The sequence below is a fragment of the Persicobacter sp. CCB-QB2 genome (genome assembly GCF_001274635.1).
In the GTDB taxonomy this organism is placed as follows: domain Bacteria; phylum Bacteroidota; class Bacteroidia; order Cytophagales; family Cyclobacteriaceae; genus Persicobacter; species Persicobacter diffluens.
The window spans coordinates 866687-892901 of the sequence record NZ_LBGV01000001.1; the positions used below are offsets into that span (position 1 = coordinate 866687).

Genomic DNA, 26215 nt, shown 5'->3' on the forward strand with positions numbered 1-26215 from the left:
TTTTAAAGACAAGAAGATGAAATACTATAAATTGTTATGGCTCTTTTTGCCACTTTTGGCTTGTGAGGAATTCACCAATGAAATAGCTTTGGAAGAGCGGGTGAACTATGTGGGTTACCAGCATTATAAAATGAATATTTCTCCCAAAGAGGTGTGGACCTCGGGAGATCCGAAGGTGAGAGCGAGTGGGAATTTGTCCTATTTTTTGGATTCCGCAAGCATAAGTCCAACGGATACTATTGCCCTTTCGGACTATTTTGAGATTGATCAAAATACCGGGGTGGTACGCTTAAGTGGTCAGGATTCTCTGCCACAGGGGGATTACCAGTTATCGGTGCATGTACAGAATGATTTGAACAGTTTTACCAATCCGGAGGCCATTCGATTACGGGTGTTGCCACCTACTTTTATTGAAATGTTGCCCGCACAGGAGGCTTATACCTTCTGGGTGGATACGCAATTGAAGCCGGAAGAGGATACGCTGTCAATTTTGACGATTGATCGAGGGGATCCATTGAATGTGACCACCATTTTGCATCCGACAGATTCCTTTGCGCTGTCGGAAAATGGGCAAATCATCTTTACTCAAAAAGCATATACCGAAACCAAATATCAACTGCATTTGCAGGTGGTGAATGATGCGCTTGATACAGCGGAGACCCGATTTGAATTGGAGAGAGCAATCAAAATCATTCCGATTGCGGATGACATTCCTTTCAGTATCAGTCATTGGGCCGGGGCAAATGTGTTTTTCTTTAATGGGTATAATTTCCCGGGGGATGAGCTTTTTGATCCATTCCTGGTGAATGATTTTAATGAGATTCATTTGGCGCACATGCGTACTATGCAGATTTATCCGGCAACACCACTGGAAATAAAAGCAGGCAATAGTCTATGGGGATTTGCTTTGGAAAGTAAGCTCAACCATGTTTTTGACAGCAAAAGGGTGCTCAAATATATTAACAATAAGGTAGGTACCACTTTTGGTGATTTCTATGAACATTTGATGTTTACGGATCTTATTCCCTCGGAAAGATTGACGAGCATTGGTCTGCAGGCCCAGTTTTATTCCAATGGCGCGATAGTACCCGATCAGCAATATATGGAAGGCTACTGGGTGACCGAAGCACAATTTCAGCAATTGTTGTCCGTAGACTTAGCCGAAAGAAGAGCCATTGTGGACGGCTGGGACGCATTCTTTTCTTCCATTGAAAGCAGTGAAGAGGATAACGTAAATCCGGAATTTAAACTGCATAATATTGACGTAGCTTCTTCGGAGGAATGGCTTTCTCTGATTCAGGGCGATGCCGCAGGTGGCCGATTGGTTTTCCGTTTTGTAGAGGCCAAGCCAGATGCTAACTCCGGATTGATGGGCGTGCACTATATTAATATTAAACGAATGGTGGAGCCAGTGCTGGAGCTGTAAGAGGTATTTGGAAAATAAAATTTGTATCGAATTCGAAGCATTGCAGAAGCGATATCCGGTTCTTTAGAAAGAAAAGCATCACAATTGTTGAACGCTTTTAGCAGATTTATCGAAATGAGCTTGCTTCAGTAATTGTTGGGAAAATACAAATAGTGGGTCGGGCGAGGTGGCAATAGAAATAGGCCACTTCACCACAGACTGCTTCTTCAAAGGGAGCAGTCTTTTTTTCTTCGGAATTATTCACCACAGCATATATTAAAGCAATATATTAGTCCTAATAGCAATTGATTGCAGTTGATTTTCTTTGATTTTTTGTGGCCCCTATTGGGCTAAGCTTGCTTTCTTCTCCTTCATCGGCTTCGTTGGAAAAAAACTTGGAATAGGAAAAATCTATTTATTTTTCACCAATGCAGCTAAACGAGAATTTAAGTAGGCATAATTCAGGTTATATACGATCGTATATAGCAAATTCCATGGCGTGGGAGTGCTGTTCATCTGCGGGGAAAAATTCGCTTTTGGATTTATGCCATTGATGGAGGTTCAATGGCGGGAAGAAGGCATCCGCTTTCGAAAAATTTCCATGCACATGGGTAAGGTAGAGCCTTTGCGTAATGGGCAGTGCAGCAGCATAGATTTGAGCCCCACCACCAATTAATACTTCCGGATAATGAGGTTGGAGGCTTTGGATCGCAGTTTCTATTTTAGTGTGGGATTGAAATCCATTCAGCTTAAATTGGGGATCCCGGCTAATGATCAGGTTCTGAATCCCTGAAAGCTCCATATCCGGAGACAATGCCGTCTTCCGCCCCATAATCATTGGGCGGGAAGCGATCATGGATTTGAAAAAGGCGGTGTCTCTGGGCAGACTCCACGGTAATTTGTTATGCACGCCAAGCTCGTGGTTTTGTCCTATAGCCGCGATAATGGAAATAGTGGGGAGTTTAGTCATGCAAATAAGATGAGTATTTTTTTCGAAAAGGTCAAGATGGTCTCTACGGCCCATTCCAGGGAATTTTGCAGTTGGTCTTTTGATGTTCACAAGGCTCGCTGTAACACTAAGGTCTGAGAGGTATTTGATCAACAAAATTCATTCACCCCAAAGGAGTGTTACAAAATAGCGATGGGTGAAAAACCATCGATACAGGTTCCCCTCTGTAACCCAAGCCTGAAGGGCTTGTATTATAAAGGAATAGAAGGGATGAATTTTAAGATGAGCATTTGGAGGAATTTCGATGTTATTTTGCTGAGCTGATGTGTTTCACTATAATTCGATTAACTCAACTAGCCTCGTTACGTGCTTTAATCCCTCCGCGATAGGAGAGCAGCAGTATTGAACGAGATATGCCCGAAGAAAGTGGTGTTTAGGGGTTGAAAAATAGCGGCAAAATTGGTTGATTTAAATGCCAATAAAAACCTAACCAAAAATTTGTCACCATGAGCGAAATTAATCAAATCCCACCTATTACGGAAGCAACACCCAATTGTCGTACGTCTTCGCACACGGAACTTCGGAGTCTAGCAGGGATGTTGCGCAGTGACTACGATCCTGTCCACGGAATTTAGCAGTTGGTCTTTTGATGCTCGAAGGGTTTATCGTAACCCTTAGATCCGGAAAGGATTATTGGGTCAGCAAATTTCACTTACCCCCTCTGTTCAAAGCAACGCGCTTTAAACAAATCCAACAAAAACGAAATCAAATCCGTCAAAGTGGTGATCGGCAACAGCGGGCCACTATTTTTTATCCCTTGGGGAAAAATGCTTAAATTGCCTTATAAAGCATGTAACATGAAAAGACTTCCCATCGGCCTATCCGATTTCAGACAAATCCGCAATGAAGATGCTTATTATATCGATAAGTCCCTCTTCATTGAGGAACTGATGCGAAATAATGCGCAGACTTTATTGTTTCCGCGTCCGCGCCGTTTTGGGAAAACGCTCAATATGAGCATGCTGAGCTATTTTTTCGATATTGATCATGCAGAGGAGTATCGGGATTGGTTTTCCGGCCTGGCTATTGAGCAATCGGAGGAATGGAAGCATCAGGGAAAGTACCCAGTGATTTTTTTGACGTTTAAGGATTTGAAGATGGGGAGTTTTGAGCTAGCCGTCTCCAAATTGAAAAAAGAATTAGGAAGGGATGTGGTTAGAAAATATGGCTATTTGTTTAGCTCTGATCAATTGGATGAATTTGATAAAGAATATTTGTTGAACTTCCGAAAAGGAGCGGTGGATATTTTTGATCTCGAGGATTATTTAAGGGAGATCAGTAAAATGTTGGCGAAACACCACGGTATCGCTCCCATACTCCTGATTGATGAATACGATGCGCCCATCCATGCGGCTTTCGAATATGGTTACTTGCCGGAGATGGTCGGTTTCATGCGGAATTTTCTATCTGCCGGTTTTAAAGATAAAGATCTCATTACAAAAGGAGTGATCACCGGTATTCTGCGTGTTGCGAAAGAGGATATCTTTTCCGGTTTAAATAATCTGGCGACTTATTCTATTTTGGATTACGAGTTTGCGGATAAGTTCGGGCTGACGCAGTCTGAAATCGACCAATTGTTGGATGATGCGGGCTATAGTGCAGACCGGCAAAAAGTGGCTGATTGGTACAACGGCTATACTTTTGGTCAGGTAGAAAAAATTTACAATCCATGGTCTATCCTGAATTTTGTTGCCCGTCATGAAGAAGGACTCAAACCTTATTGGGTAAATACATCCTCCAACAAGTTGATTCAGGAGACTTTGCCCAAAATTGATGCGCCCGCCCAGGAGTTGCTTTTCGATTTGTTGCAGGGTAAATCCGTGCGTGCCCGACTGGCTGATTTCATCATTTTTGAAGATTTACACAGTGGCGACTCCAAAGTAGTTTTAGGATTATTGATATTCAGCGGTTACCTCACCACGGACGGCACCGCCCTGGATCCGGGCCGACTGGAATACAAGCTTCGGGTGCCCAATGAGGAGATCCGCATCATGTATGAAATGATGCTGGCAAGATATCTGAAGGCGAGTGAGAAGGTAACAGACAATGAATTGTTGATGGCCTTGCTGCAGCAAAAGCCCAAAACTTTTGCTGATGCCTTGAAAAGATATTTATTGCACTCCTTTAGTTTTTTCGATATCGGTACCAAAGGTTTTTTACCAGAAAAAATCTACCATGCTTTTATGCTGGGATTGATGGCGAATTTGAGTCAGGAATATCATGTTAAATCCAATCGGGAAAGTGGTTTGGGGCGGGCAGACCTGATCATTTATCCTAAAGATTCGAAGAACCAAAAAGGTTGGGTATTGGAATTCAAGAAGAAGACGCTTGATGATCCTGAAAGTCTGGAAGAACTCGCACAATCCGCCCTGGGTCAAATTCATGAGCAGCAGTATGTGACTGAGTTAAATGGCCATGGGAAAACAGAAATCATGTGCATGGGCATTGCTTTTGACGGGAAGCAGGCGGCTTGTGCGTTTTGAGGAAAATGGGGCTCGTTGTAGAAATGCAGCTCGTAAGTCTTCGTACACCGAACTTCAGCCTTAGGTAGTAAATCAGCGCCGCGACTACGGCCAGTCCAGGGAATTTTGCAGTTTGTCTTTTGATGTTCACAAGGCTCGCTGTAACACTAAGGTCTTCGAGGTATTTAATTAACAAATTTCATTCACCCCAAAGGGTGATACTAAATAGCGACGGGTGGTCCCCCTGGTAACCCAAGCCTGAAGGGCTTGTACTATAAAGGAATAGAAGGGATGAATTTTAAGATGCGCATTTGGCGGAATCTCGATATTATTTTGCTGAGCGGTTGGGTCTCATTATGCCTCGATAAACTCAGCAAGGGTCGTTGTATACTTTAATCCCTTCTGAACTCTTTTTAGAGGTTGGCGGCTTGTTCGGTTGGAAAAGTTTATATTAAGGTCAAACCAAAAGCATAAATTAATGTCGGGCAGATCTATAGGTAAAGCTTTATTGGGTATGTTGATAGGTTTGATATTATTTTCTATATACCAAAATAGCCCAAGGGAAGTCGGTTTGTTTTCGTAGAAGACCCCTTTGCCACCTCCATGAATGGTGAAAATTGTGACTCATTTCTCGGCGTATTTCACCCTCATATAAAAAAGAAAAAAGTAACCAATAAGATGTTTCTGCTGGGGCTGTTTTTCAGAGGCTTGTTGAGCCAGTGCGATAGTTCTTGTGCGGAACCAGTATTTATGCAAGCAAGAGCAAAGGCACTTATTTTGTATAAAAATTCAGCAGATACTATTTGTTATGGTCCATTTCATGGATACTATAAAAATGGGGATTACTTTAATAATGATCAATTCAAAGCAGTATTAGTGAAGGAGGTTTGGAATGATGATTGGTCAATTATCGAAAAAATGGAGTGATCAAGTCCTCCTGCGGGCTTTTGTTTAGGGGGCTATAATCGTTAGATTGAAGCTGAATTTTGCGGAATGAGATGGAAAAGGGATGGAGCGGGTTTGTTTGAACCACAGCGGGCCGATAGCCCGATGGGGTGAGCCGCGAGAGCCCGACGGCGCGTCTAAGCGCGGCGATTTCCCCAAAACAAAAAAAGCGCCCTCTGCTGAAGACGCTTTTTGTAATCTAATATTTTGGGATGCTTACCAGATGACGATACGATCTTTACGTACCATAGGGGCATCATCTTTCAAATCGAATGCTTCCTGGAATGGAGGGAAGTTGCCCAATGGGCCAATTGCACGGAAGAAACCAGGAGAGTGAGGATCCGTCATCACTTGCTGACGCAAAGCTTCATCACGAGATTTAGTTCTCCAAACAGTTGCCCAAGACAAGAAGAAACGCTGCTCTGGCGAATAACCGTCAATCGCATCAGGACGACCATTTTTCTCCAAATCTTTCACCATGGCATTATAAGCCAAAGTTACGCCACCTAAATCGGCAATGTTTTCACCCAAAGTCAAACGACCGTTCACATGTACGGAATCCAATACGGTGTAAGCATCATACTGCTCCACCACCTTATTGGCCAAAGCGTCAAAACGCTCACCATCTTCTTCCGTCCACCAGTCATTTTGGTTACCGTTGGCATCGTACTTACGACCCTGATCATCAAAACCGTGGGTGATTTCGTGACCGATTACTGCTCCGATACCACCATAGTTCACGGCTTTATCCGCTTTGTAGTCGTAGAAAGGAGGCTGCAAAATTGCGGCCGGGAATACGATTTCGTTATTGGTTGGGCTGTAATAAGCATTTACCGTTTGTGGTGTCATGCCCCATTTGCTCTTATCTACCGGCTTACCCAGGTCATTCAACATATCATAGTAGTCGAATTTGTTGGAGTTGATGATGGTTTGCAAGAAGGAAGTTTGGTCGATTTCCAAATCAGCATAAGACTTCCATTTGTCAGGATATCCAATTTTTACATTGATATTTGCCAATTTTTCCTGCGCTTTTGCTTTGGTGTCGTCACCCATCCACTCCAATTTGGTGATGCGCTCGCCCAATACTTCACGTACGTTCTCGATCATGGCCGCCAACATGCTCTTAGCTTCCTCAGGGAAAACTTCTTTCACATAGATCTGACCAAAGCCTTCACCAGCTACACCATTAACCGTGGTTAACATGCGCTTCCAACGTGGACGCATTTCCTGAGCTCCACTTAATTTCTTACCGTAGAAGTCGAAGTTCAGGGCTACAAATTCTGAATCAAGATATGCAGCGAAAGTATTGATCGCTTTGAATTCGAAATAAGCCTTGATGGTTTCCAAATCAGCACCAGCCAATACTTTGGAAAGGTTTACAAAATAATCAGGCTGTGTTACCACTACCTCCGGTACAAGATTTACCGGCACATCTCCGGCTTTCAAATATTTGATCACATCAAAGCTTGCGAAAGATTGATCAAAATCCTTCGTGCTCATTTTATTATAAGTCAATTCAGGATTACGCATTTTAGCTCGATCCCAGGAGATTTTTGCCATCTCTGTTTCGAAAGCCAAAATAGTTTGTGCCTCTGTTTTTGCTTTTGCCTCCTCTTCGCCCAATTTCATGAATACATCGGTGATGTACTGCACATAGGCATCACGAATACCGGCGAAAGGCTCACCATCTTTTAAATAGTAATCTTTGTCAGGCAAAGACAAGCCCCCTTGTGAGAAATAATAAGTAGTGGCCTGAGAATTTTTACGGTCGGTATATACATAATCGCCGAAAAGTCCACCAACACCTACAATGTTCAATTCCCCCATTAGCTGAGACAAATCTGCTTTGCTCTTCAAGCCACGGATTTTATCAAAAATAGGCTGTAATTTTTCTGTTCCGGCATTTTCAATAGCCGCAGAGTCCATACCCAATTGGTACACCTGTAGCGCCTTTAATTGATCTCCTGAAAATTGATCAATGTTCTCCAACGCTTTTTTCATGATGCGCTGCTGAGCGGCGATATTACGGTCACGTAATTCGTTGAATGCCCCCCAACGGGTTTGATCATCCGGAATTTCCGTGATTTTGTCCCATCCGCCATTGGCGAAGTGATAGAAATCTTCCCCCGGGTGAACGTGGGCGTCCATATTTTTAGGATCAATACCATGGACTTCAGCATCAGCCGTAGCAGCTTGCTGTTTTTCTTTAGAATCACAGGAAATTAGTGCTGCAGAAAGTGCAACGGCCATACCTGCTGACAAGAATTTTTTATTCATAATGAAAAGATAAGTTTCAAATCGAGCTGGAAAAATAGCATTTATAACAAAAACATACCCTCAATATTTGATAAGCGGAAATATATCGAGGGTATCGGCAACTTGAAATATTGACAAACGGTTAAATTCATACAAATGTACTTTGTAATCGGTTTTCTTTCGTATTCCGGTTGATTCGATTTAAAAAACCAGAGCAGAAATATCTTATGGCTAGAGCAAATTTAAAGCTGGTGGACTGCATCAGAAAGGCAGCTACCAAAATTGAAAATGAAGGGAATTACCAATGGGGGCATATGGGCGGTTGTAATTGTGGACATTTGGCGCAAGAGATTACTCACTTAAGTGCCAAAGATATCCATCAATACGCTTTGGCGAATCGCACTGAGGGTGATTGGTCGGAACAAACTGCTGCATTTTGTCCTACTTCCGGCTATCCTATGGATATGGTGATCTCCATGATGCTCGATGCGGGATTGGATATTTCGGACCTCAAACATTTGGAAAAATTATCCAATCCGGAAATTTTGAAAGGTTTACCTGCAGAAAGCCATTACCTGAAACATAACCGTAAAGAGGATGTGGTTTTGTATATGCGAATTTGGGCGAATCAGCTGGAAGAAAAATTGTTAGGTAATATTTCAGTAAAAATTGAAGAAATCCAGATGGAATCGGTTTAAAATGGGGATTTTTATGATAGGTTGAATTAAAAATTGATGATTAGGAAGGATGGGTTTCAGTCCAATTCGTTATTAAAGTGTAACTAATCAAATCCTAACCTATGGAAGCTGAAAATTTACCATTTGAAACACGCCCACTAGAAAATATCGACCCTCAACCTGCTCCAAGACAGCGAGTGCTGCGAGATGTTCAAGATGAAAACCTAGACAGTTTGATGGACGATCTTTTTAAAGATATGGGATATGAATTTGAAGAGTAAAGATGATGAAAAACCGGCCTAGTGTCGGTTTTTTTTGTGAATACTATTTTCCTATGTGTATCTTTGGAAAAATAAGCAACAGAAATCATGGCGAAGAAATCTTCAAATATTGTCAATCGTTATTTTATCAATGAATTTGGGGCCTACAAAGTATTGGTGCAGGTGAATCCTGTGACTTTAGAGGGCCTTGAGCTGATTGTGCATCCCGATAACCGAATCGAAAAAACGGAAATGGAATTTGATGAGGAGATTTATGATGATTTGGCTGAGGATAAATTTGAAGAAACCAATGGCTTAGCCTTCAATTTATATTTGAGCCAAAGTGAGGGAGAATTACCGGCAGGTGAGGGAGAATAATGCAATATTGAATAATGATAATATGAAAGCAGTTAAATTCGTTTTGACTGCTTTTTTTATGGATTTTTCCGATAAGATGATCGAATTTTTCCGTTTCTAAATCTTTCTAATTCTATATATCATTGTGAAGTTGATTGATGAAACAAAACAATAGCCATGACATTTCAGGAAAAATTGGCTTCACTCGTGGAGCGCATAGAAGGAAAAATGCCCGAATCTTATTTGGAGGTTATGCACGGGGCAACACAGGATCTAATTGATTCCGGTATTCAGGACAAGGTACTGAAAGTAGGCGATAGGGCTCCGGAATTTGTGTTGGAGGATCAGAACGGGAATAAAGTTTCGAGCCGGGAGGTGTTGGCTAAAGGCCCTTTGGTTTTGACTTTTTACCGGGGTGTTTGGTGCCCGTATTGCAACACAGATTTGGCCAATATTAAGAAATACGTGCCCGAAATGCAGGAATTAGGCGCCGCCTTCTTTTCTGTTTCTCCTGAGTTACCACAAATGCTGGATAATATTATAAAGACGCATCGACTGAATTTTGATATTTTACATGATGACCGCAATGCTTTGGCGGATCAGTTTGGATTGAAGTTTTATTATCCGGAAGATTTAAAGGCATTGTACAGGGATCAGTTCAATATTGATTTGGAAGTGCAGCAGGGGAATGAGGAATGGGCATTACCCATGCCGGCCAGATTTGTGATTGATCAGTCGGGCATTATCCGCTATGCGGAGAGTGAACCGGATTACAGGAGAAGGCCTGATCCGGATGATTTAATGGAAGTTTTAAGGAAATTGTAATATTCTAAAATGACTATTTTTTGGAAAGTAGTTAATTGAAACTTTTGGGCTTTGAATTCTCTTATTTTTAAACGTATTTATAATGTTTAAAGGAGGAGGGTTCAAAGCCCTTCCTTTTCCATCTTTGTCTTATATTTCAGAAAATGAAGACTTACACCCTGGCTTTTGATATTTATGGAACTTTAATTGATACCAGTGGCGTATCAGTAGCTGTCCGCCAATATGTGAAGGATAATACGGATGATTTTGTACAGCTGTGGAGGTCTAAGCAATTAGAGTATTCTTTTCGAAAAGGATTGATGGGGAAGTATGAGGATTTTGGGGTGTGCACCGCTCAGGCACTGGATTATTGTTGTCTGGCTTTTAATATTCTGCTTTCTGCCCAGGAAAAAGAGCGTTTGATGCTGGAATATAAGGTGCTTCCGAAGTTTGAAGAAGTGGAGAGCGCTTTATCCGCCCTTAAAGATGCCGGCCACCGGCTTTTTGCTTTTTCTAATGGTAGTAATGAGGCGCTGTATCATTTGCTGGATCATGCCGGGATTTATGATACCTTTGAAAAGGTGATTAGCATGAAGGATATTGCGATGTTTAAGCCTCACCCTTCCGGGTATCAGCATTTTTTAGATAAAGCAGGAGCAGAAGTGCAGCAGGCATTTCTAATTTCTTCCAATCCTTTCGATATCATCGGGGCGGCTTCTTACGGAATGCATACTGCCTGGGTCCGAAGAAGTAAAAACAGCATTTTTGATCCCTGGGGAATTCAGCCCAATTATGTGTTGAGCAGTTTACTGGAATTGCAGGCTGTTTTAGCCGGTCATGGATGATGTTCCGCTTTTCAAGATGTGGGTGTTTTTCAAGGGGAAAAGTCCGTTTTGCGGATAGTTTTATGCAAACTCCAAATAGGTGCTTACCGCTTGAAATCCTTGTTTTTTATAAATGTTGATGCCCTCCTCAGTGGCCTGGAGGATCAGATATTTAAATCCTTTTTCCTTTGCAAGCTGAATGGTGGCTGCCATGATCTGTGTGCCGATGCCCTTTCCTCTGGCGGAAGCCAAAGTGGACACATTGTAAATACCGGCGGTCTCCTGGTTGGAGGGAAATAATTCGGCAACCGCTGCTAATTTACCTTCCCAATAAGCGGTGAGTAAATAGGTAGGAGGGGGGCTTTGAAGTAAAAAGGCCGCTTTTTCCCGATAATAAGTCATCACATTTTCGTCCGCAGGAAACCAATTGGCAGCCAGTACCTGGGCAAAATGATTGATGCTCTCTGTATTTTTAGCGAGCTGAATATCGAGTTTTTCATTAACCCGAATTATTCACCGCTAGATTCAGTGAATTGCTCTAACTGAAACATTGTCAGTGCGTTGTATTTGTTTCTGCTGATTTTTGTATAGCCCAAATTTGGGTGAGCTTGCTTTCTCCTCATTCATCTGCTTCGTTGGAAAAAACTCGAAATAGGAAACTATTCCTTCATTTTTCCCGCCTTGCAGCTAAAAGAGGATTGAAGCATGAATAATCCGGGTTAAGTTGTATGGCTGTTGATGCAAATTCTGAAAGCTGCAGCACCATCCCGGTTTCCGAATTTTGTACTTTGATGCCCAATTGTTTAAAAAGGGATTCGATGGCCGTTGTTAAATGTTCTTTGGTAATCCAGATACAAAAAGCCTGCTGTAGGGAATGATAATGCTCAATGGCCTGTTGGAGCTGAGGGATCTTCACCTGATCTCCTTGGGAAATATGGAGCACATTAAAGGTGTCGCAGTCCAGCCCACTATAGACGGCGGTAAAACCATTTTGTTCCAATACCTGCATTTGGTTATTTTTTGTCGCAATAAAGCGGGAATGGTGCCCAAAATTTTCAATGATCTTATTTTTCATTTTTGCTATTGAGTTTTTCATATTTCCAGGAAGCCCACCAGCCAATAATGGAGGCCAAAGATAAAAACAAAAACACAAATTGATGATTGAGTGGACTGTCAAATTTTTCGAGAAAATAACCCATCAATGGCCCCATGAAGATGTCCGGGGTGTAGCCGATTACCGAAATTAAACCAACCACCGTGCCGGTATATAGTATGGGGATTTGGCCTTCTTCGATCAAGGTGAAATATAAGCTCCGAAGGGTATAGACTCCAATGCTGCAAATGACCAGGTTCAATAAGGGAAGGAAAAGGGCACCCTCCGGCAACAAGCCACTACCAATGATGAGGCTACTGCCGAGCATGAGGAGGAAACCATAATGGATGATCTTTTGAGGATTAAAGGTATCGGCCAAAATACCCGCCATCACAGCAATGATGACCCTAGTCCAAAGCGAAATGGTGCCTACTTTTGCAGCGTCTATTTCATCAAAACCAAGGATTTCATGGGCATACAAAGAAAAATCATCCGTGGTTTTATAACCAATATAGGCGCAGATAATAATCAGCGCCAGGTAGCGGACTTTTTTCATGCGGGCGATTTTCCCTATGAGTTCTGGTTTTATGCTTTCCGGTTTTTCAGCTCCTGCTTCGGTTTTGGGTAGTTTTATCCAACAAAGTAGCCCTGTACCCATAGTGATGGCAGAGACTACATACAACAAATTGGAAAATGCCTTGGAGGAAATGGCAGTACTATCTACTGAGCCGGACGCAACAAAATTCAGTAAAGAAATGGCCACTGTACCCATACTGGCGGCCACAAAAGCTCTGCCGCCATCCAGTATTCCGAAAGCATGTCCCTGCTGATCGTGCCCTCCCCATTCTCTGGTGGCCCGAATCAGGGGTGCCCAAAAAAGAAAAATAGTGGTAATTCCCCAATAGGCATAGAGTAAATTCATGACCCATAGCGGTGGAATCTGTGCCATAAGCAAGCCCCCGATACCTGTGGCAACCAAGGCGATGCTGATCAGATTTTTTGCCGGATATTTGTCGGCTAAAGGTCCGCCGAAAAAGTAGGAAAATACGGCCAGAATTCCATAGATGGAAAAAAAGCTTCCCAGTTGGATGTTGTCAATCTGAAATACTTCCAGTAGGGTGGGGCGGAAGAGCCGGGCGATGACAAAAGGTAAAAAGAAAATAACTTCTCCGGCTAATATCAGCAGGAAAAGGGTGTTGTATCGGCGATTTTGAAGGAGGCTTACTGTTGGCATATCTGTCAATATAAGGCTTTCATTTTAGAGCTAAGAAAAATATAGATAGCATTTAGGCCGGTTTATTCATGCTTGACCCGGATCAAACAGAGTTATGCTCTTTTAGCTGTCAGGCGGGAAAAATGAAGGAATTTTTCCTATTAGAGTTTTTCCCAACGAAGTAGATGAATGAGGAGAAAGCAAACATACCCAAATTTGAGCTATTGATAATTCGGTAAAACTAACCGTAAAACAACGAAGTCTAGGTGTTTATAGCAACTCACTAAATCTACCGGTGAATAATTCGGCTTAAAGACTCTTTTTGCTGCCAGAAGGAGAAATGAAGAAAATTTTCCTATTTCGAGTTTTTCCAGCGCAACCGATGAGTGAGGAGAAAGAACGCCTACTCTAATTTCGGTCATTAGAAAATCAGTCAAAATAGTTGTAAAGGATTAGTGGTAAGTCTATTGAGTTGGATAGGTGATTCTGGAGGTGAATAATTCGACTTAGTGCTTCTTTAAAAGCACAACATCCGGCTGCAAAATCGAATTATTGGAAGCGATTTATGATATTTCCCCAACAATAGCGCTGCTATGCTTTCAAAATAATTGGGTGTCGCTTTTGCATTAATCAAATTTTCGCTTCGGCTTTTGGCTTTTAATCAAGCGCTTAGAAACTGATAAAACTTTTCAGTGCGCGAGATTTATTACTTTTTTTCCATACGAATATAAGTTCCCGTACGAATAGTGCATCCGACAATGGAATAAACTTGATGCCGGAAATCATATTGTTGGTTTGGGCGGCTAGTGAAACCCCAACACCCGCAGAAACCAGAGAGGTGACGGTGTCATTATTTTGGGCCTGAAATACGGGATTCACCTTGATTTTTTTCGCTTTCATTTGGGCGGTCACCTCCTCAAATAAAGGGCAGTTGGTTCTTTCTATAAAAGGCATTCCTTCCAATGCTTCAAGGGGAAGGCTGGAGGCGGCGGCTAATGGGTTTTGGTGGGAAACCGCTATGTCGAGCCTTTCAGAAAAGGCCGGGCGAGAAGCATAAAATTCTTCATCAATATCCTGCTTTTCAATGAAAATACCGTCCAATTCTTCCTGGTCCAGCTTTTGGAACAGCTCTACCAGCGTACTTTCAATCATCTTTACCTGGTATTGGCCGTATATTTCCTGATAGTTGCGAAACATTGGCACCACGGCTTCAATCACAATATTGTCTAAAAGGCCTAATCTTAAGAGCCTGTTTTCGCCATCAGCAAATTCGTTTTCAATTTCGTGCCATTGCGCCAGCATTTTTTTTGCCAAAGGCAGCAGGCGTTGTCCCTCCGGACTGAGGCGTACATTGCGTTTGTCGCGGTGAAATAAATTCACATCCAGACTTTCTTCCAGCTTTTTGATGCCCGCCGAAAAAGTAGACTGAACTACCGGGATCTTTTCTGCCGCTCTGGTGAAGTTCTTGTATTCGGCCAGTAATACGAAATATTTCAGAAACTGTAAATTCATTATCGTAAATGTCGATTTGTTTGATCTAAAAAATCTGTTTTGCAAATATAATGACTTACCCCATATTTGCACAAGACAATGGGACAGGAAATAAAGATTTTAGACATAAACAAACATTAAAATGAAAACGGTTTTAGTAATCAACGGACATGAACCCTATGCTTTTGCAGCAGGCCAATTCAACGACGGACTTTTCGATGTTGCGGTAGAAACTTTGAGTAAAGAATTTAAGGTGTTGACCACCGTAATGAAGGACGGTTATCAGGTGGAAGAGGAACATGAAAAGTTCAAACAAGCCGATGTGGTGATCTTCCAGTTTCCAATTTATTGGTTCAGTACGCCAGGCTTAATGAAGAAGTATTTCGATGAAGTCTATGCTTATGGTGTATTCTTCGGGATGGGAGGAGAAAATCCTGAGGTAGAAAGTAAATACGGCTTTGATAACGGTCTGATGAACGGTAAACCCTATATGCTGTCGGCTACGATGAATGCCCCTATGGATGCTTTCAATACGGCAGATGGCTTTTTTGATGGGAAATCCATGGATGAAAGCTTACTATATCATATTCATAAAACTCATCAATTCTGTGGCATGAAAGCATTGCCTTCTTTTGGTGCTCATAATGTGATAAAAGGTCCGCAATTTGAAGCGGATGCCCAAAAGTGGAGATTGCATTTAGAAAATGAGGTAGTAAGGTTGTTTACAACCGCATAAGCAGCTGTTCTGTGTTATCAAAGGGTTTATACTTCCGGGTGTAAGCCCTTTTTTTGTGAAGGGAAAATGTTTCAAGAATCGCGGATAAGAATAACAAAAATGATTTTTTTAACGTAATCACATTGTTGGTTTAGCCCATAATAGTAATACTATTATCTCGGACTATTCACGCTGAAATCCTCCTTTAACGACAAGGCGGGAAAAACGAAGGAATAGTTTTTATTTCGAGTTTTTTCCAATGAAGCAGAGGAAGGAGGAGGAAGCAATTTAAAATTTGGCCATTTAAAAAATCGGGAAAACAACCTAAATAATCTATTAGGGAGTTGATGGATTCGATGTAGTCATATTTTCGGTGAATAACTCGGCTAAAAGCCACCTAAAACCTTTCTTATGAAATCCATCTGGCCCTATCCTGTTCTAAAGGTGAGCGAAAGTACCTATTTGAAAGATCCAGCATCTACGGATTTGGGACGCCGTATAGTATCCGGTAGTATTGATCAGATTTCTGACCTGGGTTTTGAAGCCTTTACTTTCCGAAAACTGGCTAAAAAAATTAATTCTACAGAGGCCTCTGCATATCGCTATTTTGAATCCAAACACCAATTGTTATTGTATTTGGTAAATTGGTACTGGGCCTGGACGCATTACCGCCTGATGTCCGCTACCGCTTCAAATGCTCAACCACAAGCGCGGCTGCGCAAAGCGCTTCATCTTTTGAGTGTGGCTATAGAAGAGGATGGGAATTTTTCTCACATTAACGAAATCCAACTACAACAAATAGTCATTGATAATGCCGCCAAGACTTATCTGACCACCGCGGTCGATAGGGAACAGCAGCATGGTGCATTCTCCAACTATATTTTATTAGTTGCCCAACTGGCGGAATGGGTTTTGGCCGTTAATCCGGATTACCCTTATCCGCATATGTTGATTTCCAATACGATAGAGGGTATGCATCACCAGCGTTTTTTTGCCGAGCATTTGCCTGCTCTAACGGATTTGAATTCTTCTCATGATCAAATCAATGCATTTTATCAGGATTTGGTATTTAAAACGCTTGCCTCATGAAATACGCATTGGTTCATTTCGTGCCCCGACAATTTGCTCATTGGATGAGTCTCTTTTTATTACTCTTCCTGGTTTTGAGCACCATGGATCAAAATGATGAACCATTAGCGGATGAGGTGAAAGTGGAGCTTAAAATGGAGATGAGCGGTGAGTCGGGGGAAGATTCAAAATATTGCCATGATTGGGAATGGCCTTTAGAACCTTTCATCACTCAGAAGCGGGGAGGTGATTTTCCCGATCTTATTTTTTCAGTGGAAATGTTGAGTCAAAGGGTGGTTAGTCCGCCTCCGGAACTTTTTTGAAAAGGCCTTTCCTCCATTCTGACAGGGATTCAGGAAATAAATGCCGCTTTTCTTTTCACTAATCTGTCAATCAATTGCAATTCATTTTTTCAATATCCATTTGGGCTTCCTAAAAAAAGGACACCATCAAAATCATAGAAGGTTTATCCTTCAGCAGAAAAACCAATTATTATGAAACCAAATCCACGCCAGGGGATGTTCGCTCACTTGAAGTCCGATTTTCCCGCCAGTATCATTGTTTTCCTTGTCGCACTTCCACTTTGTTTGGGAATCGCCCTGGCATCCGGAGCACCTTTGTTTTCAGGCATCATTGCCGGCATTGTAGGGGGTATTGTAGTGGCCAGCCTTAGTGGCTCTCCTCTGGGCGTTAGCGGACCTGCGGCCGGTCTGGCGATTATTGTCTTGAATTCCATACAGGAATTGGGCGCTTTTGATGCTTTCTTGTTGGCAGTGGTAATCGCCGGGATTATTCAGATCATTTTGGGGTTTTTAAAAGCCGGGATTATTGGTTATTATTTTCCTTCCTCGGTGATAAAGGGTATGCTCTCCGGTATCGGCATCATTATTATCCTCAAGCAAATTCCCCACGCCATGGGCTATGATAAAGATGCTATGGGGGATTTTTCCTACAATCAGATTGACGGGCATACCACTTTCTCGGAGCTTTTTTATATGCTGGAGGGCATAAACCCCGCAGCCATGATCGTGACGGTGGTTTCCCTGATCATTTTGATACTCTGGGAACAGCCCTTCATGAAAAAAATCCCCCTTACCAGAATTGTGCAGGGGCCATTGGTGGTGGTCAGTATGGCCATTGGTTTAAATTTGTTTTTCCAAAATAGCGGATTACTCAAATTTGATGCGGATGAATTAGTCACCATTCCTGTAGCCGCCTCCATAGAGAGTTTTATCGGGCAGTTTACCCTTCCGGATTTCAGCCAGATTACTAATCCTGATATTTATGTGATTGCCCTGACTGTTGCGGTGGTGGCGAGTTTGGAGACCCTGCTTTGTGTGGAAGCCACCGATAAACTGGATCCTCAAAAAAGGGTGACCCCTACGAATAAGGAGTTGATTGCCCAGGGGGTAGGGAATACACTCTCCGGATTAATTGGTGGTTTGCCGGTGACACAGGTTATTGTTCGAAGTTCAGCCAATATTCAGTCGGGAGGAAAAACCAAGCTGTCGGCCATTCTGCATGGTTTTTTTATATTGATTTCTATCATCCTGATTCCAAGGGTTTTGAATTTGATTCCTTTGTCCGCATTAGCTGCTATTCTTTTTGTGGTGGGTTATAAGCTGGCCAAGCCTACAGTATTTAAAGCCATGTACAAAAAGGGAATGCCGGAATTTGTTCCGTTTATGGTGACTATTTTAGGAATCATCCGTATCGATATGCTGGTGGGGATCGGCCTGGGCCTGGTGGTCGCCATCATCTGGATTTTATATAATAATTATAAAATTCCTTATCATTTTGATGATGCGGATTATCGGGCAGGAGAGCCCATTCGCATTCATTTGGCGGAGGAAGTTTCCTTCCTGAATAAGGCGCCTATTCTAAGATCTCTGAAACATCTTCCCGATGACTCCACCGTAATTATTGATGCCTCCAAGACCAAATCCATTCATCCGGATGTCCTCGAAATCATTGATGATTTTGAAGATAATGCCAAAACACGTGGCATTACTGTGGCTTTAGTCGGTCTGACGCATAGCAATGGAGAAGACCCTGTGAAGCTTTTCAGTAAGACGGTTTCTTCACAGAATGAAAAGGTCAGCTAGCCCATAGATCTTGGGTTTATAATAGAGAAATAAGGGGTGTCCATATCTAGGGATTCCCTTTTTTTTCGGGGCTACCTCCTGACGTCGGCCCGGGCTGGCGGCAGTCGCTTTTTACGGTGAATAGGGTTTAAATTTTGGCCCACCGTAAAAGAGCTTCAACAAACGGCTACGCCTCTGCCTTCATCCCTAGCCCGCACTGGTTAGTGCAGCAAGGACGGCTAATGCCAATCCCCTTCCTCAAGCTCAAAGAGTGACGTACTTCTTGTGGTAGTATTGTGGCAATTTTTAGGGCCAAAACAGTAGACAGTTGGTGTTTACTGTTTTTAAAAGCACTCCATCTTTATTCCACCATTTTGTCTGTTATAATCTTATTCCGATTCCAATATTCCTTGGAGGATTCTGCTAACTACCTCCAAGGCTGGTAGGGATGGATTAAAGTATTAACCCGAATTATTCACTGATAAATTCGTTGCAAAAACACAAGCGACTTATTTTCAATTCTTTATAATTTGTTTTCTTTGATTTATAGTAGCCCAAATTTGGGCAATCTTGCTTTCTCCTCATTCATCTGTTTCATTGGAAAAAACTCAAAATAGGGAAATTTCCTTCATTTATCGGCTTGCAACGGCATGAGGAATCACGGCTTTTTCAAAAGACTATGAATGGATAAAAAATAGGTAGATCCGGTTTCTCATAAAACTACAAATGGACAAATAATAGGAATGATCTAGTTCCCAATGGGGGCTATTTGATTTGAGCGCTTGTTTATGAGTTAGCTTAGGGAAGTGGCAAATATTAAACTACACAACCGGATTGATAAAAATATAGGGCAAACGCATCAAGTTAAAAACTATTGAGAAATTGGTTTATTTTTGCCCTATGAATACACCCACGACTATTTTTTCAGGAGTAGAAGACCCTCGCCAAGAGTGGAGATGTCTTCATCCATTAGAAAATATCCTTTTTATCGCCTTAGCAACAATGATTTGTAATGGCGAAGATTTTGAAGATATGGTAATTTTCGGAGAGCAAAATTATGAATGGCTAGCCGAGTGCCTTGATTTATCGAATGGTATCCCATCTCATGATACCTTTAATCGAGTTCTACAAAGATTACGACCAGACTCATTGCTGAATAGTCTCAAAGAAGATGGGCAACAATTACTGGACGTTGTAAATGAAAAGCAGGTGATTTTAGATGGGAAAAAATTAAGGGGAGTTTCTCCAAATCAAAAAGGGAATAAAGGTTTATACATATTAAGTGCTTGGGTTGGTGAAAATAATATTTGCATAGGCCAACAAAAGGTTAAAAATAAAAGCAACGAAATTACAGCCATTCCTGAATTACTTGATAGCATAGAATTGGCCGGCGCTACGGTGAGTATTGATGCGATAGGGTGTCAAAGGGAGATTGCTCAAAAAATAACACAAGATTGTGATGCTCAATACTTTCTTTCGCTTAAAAAAAACCAGAGGAACAGTTATCAGATTGTTGAAGATGCATTCCGCTTCCACAATCCTAGCAAATTTGACTTAATGATTGAAGAAGGGCATGGAAGAAAAGAAGAACGTAAATGCACTATAATTTCAATGGCATCTTTGCCGGAAGAGGAGCAATTAACTGGTTGGGAAGGGCTAAAAACTATTGTTAAGATTGAGAGTAATCGAAATGTTAAAGGGAAGGAAAGTAAGCAGGTTAGATTCTACATGAGTTCTGAAGAAATTTCAGATCCAAAATACTACAATTTATTGGCAAGAGGACATTGGAGCATAGAGAATCAACTGCACTGGCATTTGGATGTGACATTTAATGAGGATGCTTGTAGAGCCAGAAAGGATCATTCCGCTGAAAACTTAAATATCCTCCGAAAAATCGCACTGCAGAGAATTTCTAGAATGGATGATAAACTCAGTAAGAAAAAGAGGAGATACAAGGCTTCAATGGATCATAACTACCTTATATCCATCATCTCCTGATGCGTTTGCCCTAATAAAAATATCCCATTTGGGCAGAATCTCGTTTCTTTGTAAGTTTTTGTCAAAACTTTTGTATTTATTATCATCTATCTTAATAGGTGATTCATAAGTATTGTTGTTCATAAATACTAAAGGAGCTTTCTGACACCAGGTCATTTTTTTTGCAATTTCCAGCGTGTTTTCAACTGTATCAAGAATAAGGCCTTTCCAATAGTTTTCTAACGCAGCCCATACTCTTTCTATTGGATTATATTTACTGTGATACGGGGGATAGTAGACCAAATGAATTGGAATTCCAATTTTTTTCGAAAACTTAATGATGCGTTGAATAAAGCGTCGAGTATTTCCCGCCACCGGTTTTCCATTGTCCAAATTGATTAATAATGTATCATAATTTGATTTATCATATCCCTTTTCATCCCACCACATCTCTAGGCCATCAACAATAAAGTCACTCGTTTCCTTTGACTTACCAAATATGAAAGTAATATCTTCAGATTTAGTTTCTCTTATTCCTAAGGGAACAAGAGTTTCAGTCCAGTGATGATCATGATCTTCGGCTTGATTAGCTTTCTGAGTCCTAGGAGCCTGTCGGATTACCCCAAATCGTCACCCGACTGTTCCCGCAAAAATTTAAAAATCTGCGGTTTTTCTATTTTGAGGCGAATTTTGCCTTAAAAATCGATACCTCACTTCTTATATTTCGAAATTCATCTCTATTGATGAATAATAAAGTCCATTTTAGGCTATTTTATTGCCTTTTCAGGCTAGTTTTAGCTTAAGTAACCGTCTTATATTATAGCATAGACACACCAATCCCCATTCTTGGCTAACCTTCTTTTCTCCTCTGAATGAAAATCTCCTGAACCCAAGAGCTTCTTTAATAATGCCAAATATTGGTTCAATTTTGTACTTTCGTTTCCGATAAATCTCCTCCTCTGTTGTTGTTCGGTTGTTTAATCTTTCTTCAAGTTCTAATCGTGTTTCCGCCTTTGATTTTGGTACTATGGGCTTTATCCCCTCTGGACAACCTTTAATATTATCATCTGAATAGTACCCGCAATCAGCGGCAATTACCTCTATTTCTTCCTTCAATGGTTCTGGCACACTATCAATGGCTGGTAAAAACTCCTTTTTATCGTTGGCGTGATTATTACAATGTTGCCCCACAATTACCATGTCTTCATTAGCAACCGCCTGAGCATTATAGCACTGTTCAAAACCATTTTTAGATTTCATTATGCGAGACTCCTTATCAGTAAAATTGACCTGGTCTTTATCCTGGGGAGTTTCTGAAGGCTTTTGGGGCGATCGGCCTCTTGGTTTTTGGCCAGTTTTACTAGCTTTTTCTTCTCTCTTCTTTACCTTCTTTTCGTAATCCTTAAGTTCGTCTTCATAAGCTTCTTTTCTTCTGGATTCTATAGTGGCTTTGGCCTCCTGAATTTTCTTTAACCTTTCCTCACGTCGCGCTATTTCATCCGGAATATTGACCGATACCTCTTCTTCGTCTTGTTCAGCGGCCTTTTCTAATAGCGTTGCTATTTCCGCTTTTAGTTTCTTTTCCAGCTCTAAAGCGCGTTTGTAACTCATCGCTTTGTGCTTAGATGCATTTGCCTGAATCTTAGTACCATCAACAAATACATTCCCCATCTTCACTAATCCCATTTGGGAGCCAATCATCAAAATCTCAACAAACCAATCCTCAATTTTATCAAGATGAGTCTTCCTAAAATTTGCAATCGTGTCATGATCAGGATGAAGATTGCCTGCGATAAATCGAAAAGCGACTGAGTCGTAAGTGGCTGCTTCAATTTTGCGAGAACTGAAAATGCCTGTACAATAGCCATAAAAGATCAACCCAAGCAGTAGTCTTGGGTCGTATGGGTCTTTACCATAACCTTTATAGCTAGCATAGACAGATGAAAGATTGAGCTGATCTATAATTTCGACGACAAATCTTGCCAAATGATTTTCAGGTAACCATTCATTGACATCGTGCGGCATCAAATTGTATTGCTTTCTATCTCCTCCTCGAAAATTTATCATGCTTCAATTTACAACTTTTTTAGGAGTTAGTTAAATCCGACAGGCTCCTAGAATAACCTCCGCGACTAAGATTTCCTACTTTTGTTTTTGCTTTGACATCTAAAGAAATTTGTATCGTTCGGTCATTGCTTTCGGCTTCTTTGTTGTGCTTTTTTACATTTGTGAAAATCTCATCTGTTTCTGCGATTTTTTTCAATGGCTTAATCTTTTGGACTTTCTTTAATGTATACCCTAATCTATTTAGAATATTATTGATTGTACGAACACAAAAATCTCCTTCATGATATTTTAAGGCTAAGAGTTTCTGTAAAATGTATTGCGCAGTTATTCTAACATAACATCGTTCTGTCTTAAAGCTGGGATCAATACAACTTTCTTCATCAACAATACAGCTTATATCATTAGCTAGCTCAGGATGCTCAATCTCTTTTTTTTCTGCCCCTACATGAAAATGCATCCATACATCGAATCCCTGTATAATGCTCTTTAAGAGCGAGTTTAACCATTTCTCGCCCAACATTAACGGATCGTTCCATTTTGGAGGGTGACCCGTCAAAATATTTAATGCATATTTCTGCTGCATACTCTCGGCGTTTATAGCCTGTCAATTTTTTAAGGGCAATGTTAATACTGTCAATAAATTCACTAAAAGGTTGATCTTTCTCCATTCACGAAGTTACATAAAGTTTTGATGTAGGCTATTTTTTTCCACTTCCCTTACTACCTTTTACAGTATTGACATTATGGAATTAACCCGAATTATTCATCGCTAAATTAAGTGATTCACCTTAACTGATTTATTATCAATTCAATAGACTTATTTCTACTGATTTTTTTATAGCCCAAATTTGGGCAAGCTTGCTTTCTCCTCATTCATCTGCTTCGTTGGAAAAAACTCGAAATAGGAGACTATTCCTTCATTTTTCCCGCCTTGCAGCTAAAAGAGGATTGAAGCATGAATAATCCGGGTTAAATCTTCCACATCAACAGTCCGGCCTTGATCAATGGGCGGATAGACAAAGGTGCTGCTGGCGACCAGAAGGCATCACAGCGACATTTCTGCAATACTTTACCAGTCTCGCATCATCTGCAAATGTCGCCTTGATGGATTCCGTCAGCAGGTTCTTTGTCCCGCCGACATTGATCACAGCCTTGATTTTTTTGTTTCGTTTTTTATCAAGAAAAAATGAAAAGAAACGATTAATTATTCAATATAAGGTATTGAATGGCTGATCTAGCTTTTTAAGAAAAAGCCCTGCATGAGGAATTAAGCACAAAAAAATTTTGGGTTATTTTTACAGCGAGGGATACCGTTCAAAATTAGTGCTATTAGAAGTAGGATACTTTCCCGGATCCTAATTTTGAATGGAAGTTTTTGGCAATTTTAAACGATGGATACCCGGCTTTTTCAAAAGACTACGGATGGATAAATAATGGGTAGATCCGATTCCATATGAAGTTTTATTTCGTTTGAGTGTTTGTTCATGAGTTTCGCCAATATCTTTGACAATATTGACTTTATGATGTGCATTTTCCACACTGATGGTCTAGCTCTGATTATTGGGTCAAAAGCCATGGAGCCTGCTATCGAGGGGAAGTCATCAAGGCCTTATTTTAATATTTTTTTGGCCAATCCCTCCAATCGTTAAATAACGCTTTGATGGATTTCGACTGTTTGATAGCTCGTCAGAATTGATCACACACCAGGTTCTTTGATTCGGTTTTTATAATGAAAAAGGAAGGATAAAATACTATACATTCCGTGGTCGATCTGACTTTTTATTAAAAAGCATTGCTATCCGATATTAAACCCCAGTTTTATCCCCGCAATCACCATATCCGTCCCCATAATGGCCAGTATCAACCCCATGATTTTCCCGATGACAGTGATGAGGTTTTGTCCCAATTTATCTAAAATAAGGTTGCTCATCGAGAACGCCCAATAAGTCAACAGGCACATAAAGGCAAAGATGGTAATCACAATTGCACTGTCTATCATACTTACTCCGGTGACTTTATTCATAGCCGTGACAATGGTGCCGGGCCCGGCCAGGATGGGGATCGCCAGAGGGCTGATGGCCACGCCTTCGTCGACTTCAGCAGTAACATTTTTATTATGGGTAACAGCTGATTTTTTGGATTGCAGCATTTCAAAGCCCACATGGAATAACAGGATACCGCCGGTAATTTTAAAGGCGGGAATGGTAATTCCAAAGAGATGAAAAATGATATTTCCCAAAAGGATAAAGGTCAATACAATGATGAAGGCCGTCAGACAGGCCGATTTGGCGATTTTTCTTTGTTCCGATTTGCCGGAGCCTGCTACCAGCCCTAAAAATGCGGGGGTATTGGCGATTGGGTTCATAATGGCAAAAAAGCCGGTAAAAACCCCCAGGGCGAAAGTGAGGTGATCGTTGGTCATAGTGGAGGAAATCTTTATCTTTAATAATTTAAATAATTATCATTAGTTTTCCCCAATGCGAGCGCTTTTCCTCAATTACAAAAGATTTTTTTCCAGCGAATTCCATTTGGAACCTCACTTAAAGGCCCTTTTAGTGGCTGCGGTCTTGCTAACTTTTAATTATTCGTGGAGTGCCTCCGGTTTTGAAAGAGATTTTATCAGAAAGCTGCCCTGGCTAACGGAAGTGCTCGCACACAGCCTGATGGGTGGCCTTTCTTTTGGCTTGGTGCTTTTTTTATTCCGCAGGGATAAGCAGTGGGTATCCGGGCTGTCGCAACCGGCCTTTTGGTGGAAATTTGCAGCAGCCTTTTTGATTTATGGTCTTTATCGGACATTCAATCTATCCGCCTGGTTTTCGGAAGTTTATCCGGCTCCTGATCAATATTTTATTTACAAATGTTTGTATCGTTATGCTCGTTTCGTAATGATGCTCTTTTTGTTATTGCTCCTATATTATGCATTTGACAAGAAACATTTGTCCAACTTTTATGGACTGGACTTCCGGCTTAAATCCATGAAGCCTTATTGGTGGATATTGGCAGGCATGGCCGTAATCATTTTTTTGGCCAGTTTTCTGGAGAGTATTCAGGCGTATTATCCCCTTTATAAAAAAAGTGGGGCACATGCTTTTGTGGCGTATAGGGGAATAAAGGAAGTATGGGCATTGGTCTTATTTGAGTCTGCCTACAGCCTGTCTTTTGTAATGGTAGAGCTGTTTTTTCGAGGATTTTTGATCCTGGCATTTTATCGATACCTGGGCTCACCTGTGGTTTTGGCCATGGCCATGAGTTATATGGTATTTCATTTTGGAAAGCCTTTGCCGGAGGCCATCAGCTCACTTTTTGGAGGATATTTACTGGGCATCCTGTCGATGCAAAGCAAAAATATTTGGGGTGGGGTAGTGGTGCATGTGGGAATAGCGCTGCTAATGGAGCTTTTTGCTTTTCTACAGGGCTAAAGAAAAGGGGCCGAAGCCCCTTAAAATGTTATTCAATGATGATTTTCCTGACAGATTTACCTCCAGCTCCCTGTATGACCATTTGGTAT

At 41.2% G+C, this 26215-nt stretch carries 24 protein-coding genes; 14 read left to right on the top strand and 10 right to left on the bottom strand.

Features of this window, described 5'->3' with window-relative positions; all coding sequences use genetic code 11:
- Positions 1-16 precede the first annotated feature (16 nt).
- Positions 17-1426 (top strand): hypothetical protein, encoded by a 1410-nt coding sequence (locus tag NG22_RS03995; RefSeq protein WP_053404527.1) that lies wholly within the window; start codon positions 17-19, stop codon positions 1424-1426.
- 445 nt (positions 1427-1871) lie between these two features.
- Here the strand turns inward: NG22_RS03995 and NG22_RS04000 are convergent, their stop codons facing one another.
- Entirely contained in the window at positions 1872-2375 is a 504-nt protein-coding gene (locus NG22_RS04000) for a dihydrofolate reductase (RefSeq protein ID WP_053404528.1), read from the bottom strand.
- A gap of 836 nt (positions 2376-3211) precedes the next feature.
- Between NG22_RS04000 and NG22_RS04010 the strand changes: the two genes are divergently transcribed.
- Together NG22_RS04010 and NG22_RS04015 are read left to right on the top strand one after the other, a co-directional pair.
- A complete protein-coding gene (locus NG22_RS04010) occupies positions 3212-4897 on the top strand; it encodes an AAA family ATPase (RefSeq protein WP_072159181.1) in 1686 nt (561 codons plus the stop codon).
- Between the two features lie 582 nt (positions 4898-5479).
- On the top strand, positions 5480-5803 hold the full coding sequence (locus NG22_RS04015) for a hypothetical protein (RefSeq protein ID WP_053404531.1): 324 nt from the start codon (positions 5480-5482) through the stop codon (positions 5801-5803).
- 234 nt (positions 5804-6037) lie between these two features.
- On the opposite strand, the gene NG22_RS04020 is transcribed toward NG22_RS04015, so the two are convergent.
- A complete protein-coding gene (locus NG22_RS04020; protein WP_053404532.1) occupies positions 6038-8098 on the bottom strand; it encodes a M13 family metallopeptidase in 2061 nt (686 codons plus the stop codon).
- Positions 8099-8304: 206 nt separating this feature from the next.
- Here NG22_RS04020 and NG22_RS04025 point away from each other — a divergent pair, with 206 nt between their 5' ends.
- The 5 genes from NG22_RS04025 (at position 8305) to NG22_RS04040 (ending at position 11020) form a co-directional block, all read left to right on the top strand.
- On the top strand, positions 8305-8775 hold the full coding sequence (locus NG22_RS04025) for a hypothetical protein (protein WP_053406876.1): 471 nt from the start codon (positions 8305-8307) through the stop codon (positions 8773-8775).
- 101 nt (positions 8776-8876) lie between these two features.
- Positions 8877-9035, top strand: a complete 159-nt coding sequence (locus NG22_RS17720; RefSeq protein WP_157600856.1) for a hypothetical protein — start codon at positions 8877-8879, stop codon at positions 9033-9035.
- Between the two features lie 87 nt (positions 9036-9122).
- Positions 9123-9392, top strand: coding sequence for a hypothetical protein (locus tag NG22_RS04030; protein WP_053404533.1), 270 nt, complete (start codon positions 9123-9125; stop codon positions 9390-9392).
- 156 nt (positions 9393-9548) lie between these two features.
- A complete protein-coding gene (locus tag NG22_RS04035) occupies positions 9549-10196 on the top strand; it encodes a peroxiredoxin-like family protein (protein WP_053404534.1) in 648 nt (215 codons plus the stop codon).
- 143 nt (positions 10197-10339) lie between these two features.
- Complete coding sequence (locus NG22_RS04040; RefSeq protein ID WP_053404535.1) at positions 10340-11020, top strand: haloacid dehalogenase type II; 681 nt, start codon at positions 10340-10342, stop codon at positions 11018-11020.
- Between the two features lie 60 nt (positions 11021-11080).
- Here NG22_RS04040 and NG22_RS04045 read toward each other — a convergent pair whose 3' ends face one another.
- The 4 genes from NG22_RS04045 to NG22_RS04060 all read right to left on the bottom strand — a co-directional run bounded on the left by NG22_RS04045 (position 11081) and on the right by NG22_RS04060 (position 14817).
- Positions 11081-11401, bottom strand: a complete 321-nt coding sequence (locus tag NG22_RS04045) for a GNAT family N-acetyltransferase (RefSeq protein ID WP_053404536.1) — start codon at positions 11399-11401, stop codon at positions 11081-11083.
- 265 nt (positions 11402-11666) lie between these two features.
- Positions 11667-12074 (bottom strand): hypothetical protein, encoded by a 408-nt coding sequence (locus tag NG22_RS04050; RefSeq protein WP_157600857.1) that lies wholly within the window; start codon positions 12072-12074, stop codon positions 11667-11669.
- Positions 12064-13326 carry an MFS transporter gene (locus tag NG22_RS04055; RefSeq protein ID WP_053404538.1) on the bottom strand — a complete coding sequence of 421 codons (1263 nt, stop codon included), beginning with the start codon at positions 13324-13326 and terminating at the stop codon, positions 12064-12066. The genes NG22_RS04050 and NG22_RS04055 overlap by 11 nt, the downstream gene beginning before the upstream one ends.
- Before the next feature lie 648 nt (positions 13327-13974).
- Positions 13975-14817, bottom strand: a complete 843-nt coding sequence (locus tag NG22_RS04060) for a LysR family transcriptional regulator (RefSeq protein ID WP_053404539.1) — start codon at positions 14815-14817, stop codon at positions 13975-13977.
- Between the two features lie 121 nt (positions 14818-14938).
- On the opposite strand from NG22_RS04060, the gene NG22_RS04065 reads away from it, so the two are divergent.
- From NG22_RS04065 to NG22_RS04085, 5 genes are all read left to right on the top strand, one after another.
- A complete protein-coding gene (locus NG22_RS04065) occupies positions 14939-15532 on the top strand; it encodes an NAD(P)H-dependent oxidoreductase (protein WP_053404540.1) in 594 nt (197 codons plus the stop codon).
- 390 nt (positions 15533-15922) lie between these two features.
- A complete protein-coding gene (locus tag NG22_RS04070; protein WP_053404541.1) occupies positions 15923-16600 on the top strand; it encodes a TetR/AcrR family transcriptional regulator in 678 nt (225 codons plus the stop codon).
- On the top strand, positions 16597-16902 hold the full coding sequence (locus NG22_RS04075) for a hypothetical protein (RefSeq protein WP_053404542.1): 306 nt from the start codon (positions 16597-16599) through the stop codon (positions 16900-16902). Before NG22_RS04070 ends, NG22_RS04075 begins: the two co-directional genes overlap by 4 nt.
- A gap of 171 nt (positions 16903-17073) precedes the next feature.
- Entirely contained in the window at positions 17074-18684 is a 1611-nt protein-coding gene (locus NG22_RS04080) for a SulP family inorganic anion transporter (RefSeq protein ID WP_053404543.1), read from the top strand.
- An 879-nt stretch (positions 18685-19563) separates the two neighbouring features.
- Positions 19564-20661 carry an ISAs1 family transposase gene (locus tag NG22_RS04085; protein WP_053404476.1) on the top strand — a complete coding sequence of 366 codons (1098 nt, stop codon included), beginning with the start codon at positions 19564-19566 and terminating at the stop codon, positions 20659-20661.
- Here NG22_RS04085 and NG22_RS04090 read toward each other — a convergent pair.
- From NG22_RS04090 to NG22_RS04110, 4 genes are all read right to left on the bottom strand, one after another.
- The gene (locus tag NG22_RS04090) at positions 20623-21258 is read right to left on the bottom strand and encodes a hypothetical protein (RefSeq protein WP_072159025.1); all 636 of its coding nucleotides are present in this window, start codon (positions 21256-21258) and stop codon (positions 20623-20625) included. The two genes, NG22_RS04085 and NG22_RS04090, sit on opposite strands and share 39 nt — an antisense overlap.
- A gap of 165 nt (positions 21259-21423) precedes the next feature.
- Positions 21424-22707, bottom strand: a complete 1284-nt coding sequence (locus tag NG22_RS04095; RefSeq protein WP_072159026.1) for a transposase — start codon at positions 22705-22707, stop codon at positions 21424-21426.
- A gap of 19 nt (positions 22708-22726) precedes the next feature.
- On the bottom strand, positions 22727-23290 hold the full coding sequence (locus NG22_RS04100; protein WP_053404546.1) for a hypothetical protein: 564 nt from the start codon (positions 23288-23290) through the stop codon (positions 22727-22729).
- Positions 23291-24502: 1212 nt separating this feature from the next.
- Complete coding sequence (locus tag NG22_RS04110) at positions 24503-25129, bottom strand: MarC family protein (RefSeq protein ID WP_053404548.1); 627 nt, start codon at positions 25127-25129, stop codon at positions 24503-24505.
- Between the two features lie 106 nt (positions 25130-25235).
- Here NG22_RS04110 and NG22_RS04115 point away from each other — a divergent pair, with 106 nt between their 5' ends.
- Positions 25236-26126 carry a CPBP family intramembrane glutamic endopeptidase gene (locus NG22_RS04115; protein WP_157600858.1) on the top strand — a complete coding sequence of 297 codons (891 nt, stop codon included), beginning with the start codon at positions 25236-25238 and terminating at the stop codon, positions 26124-26126.
- The last annotated feature ends 89 nt before the right edge of the window (positions 26127-26215 follow it).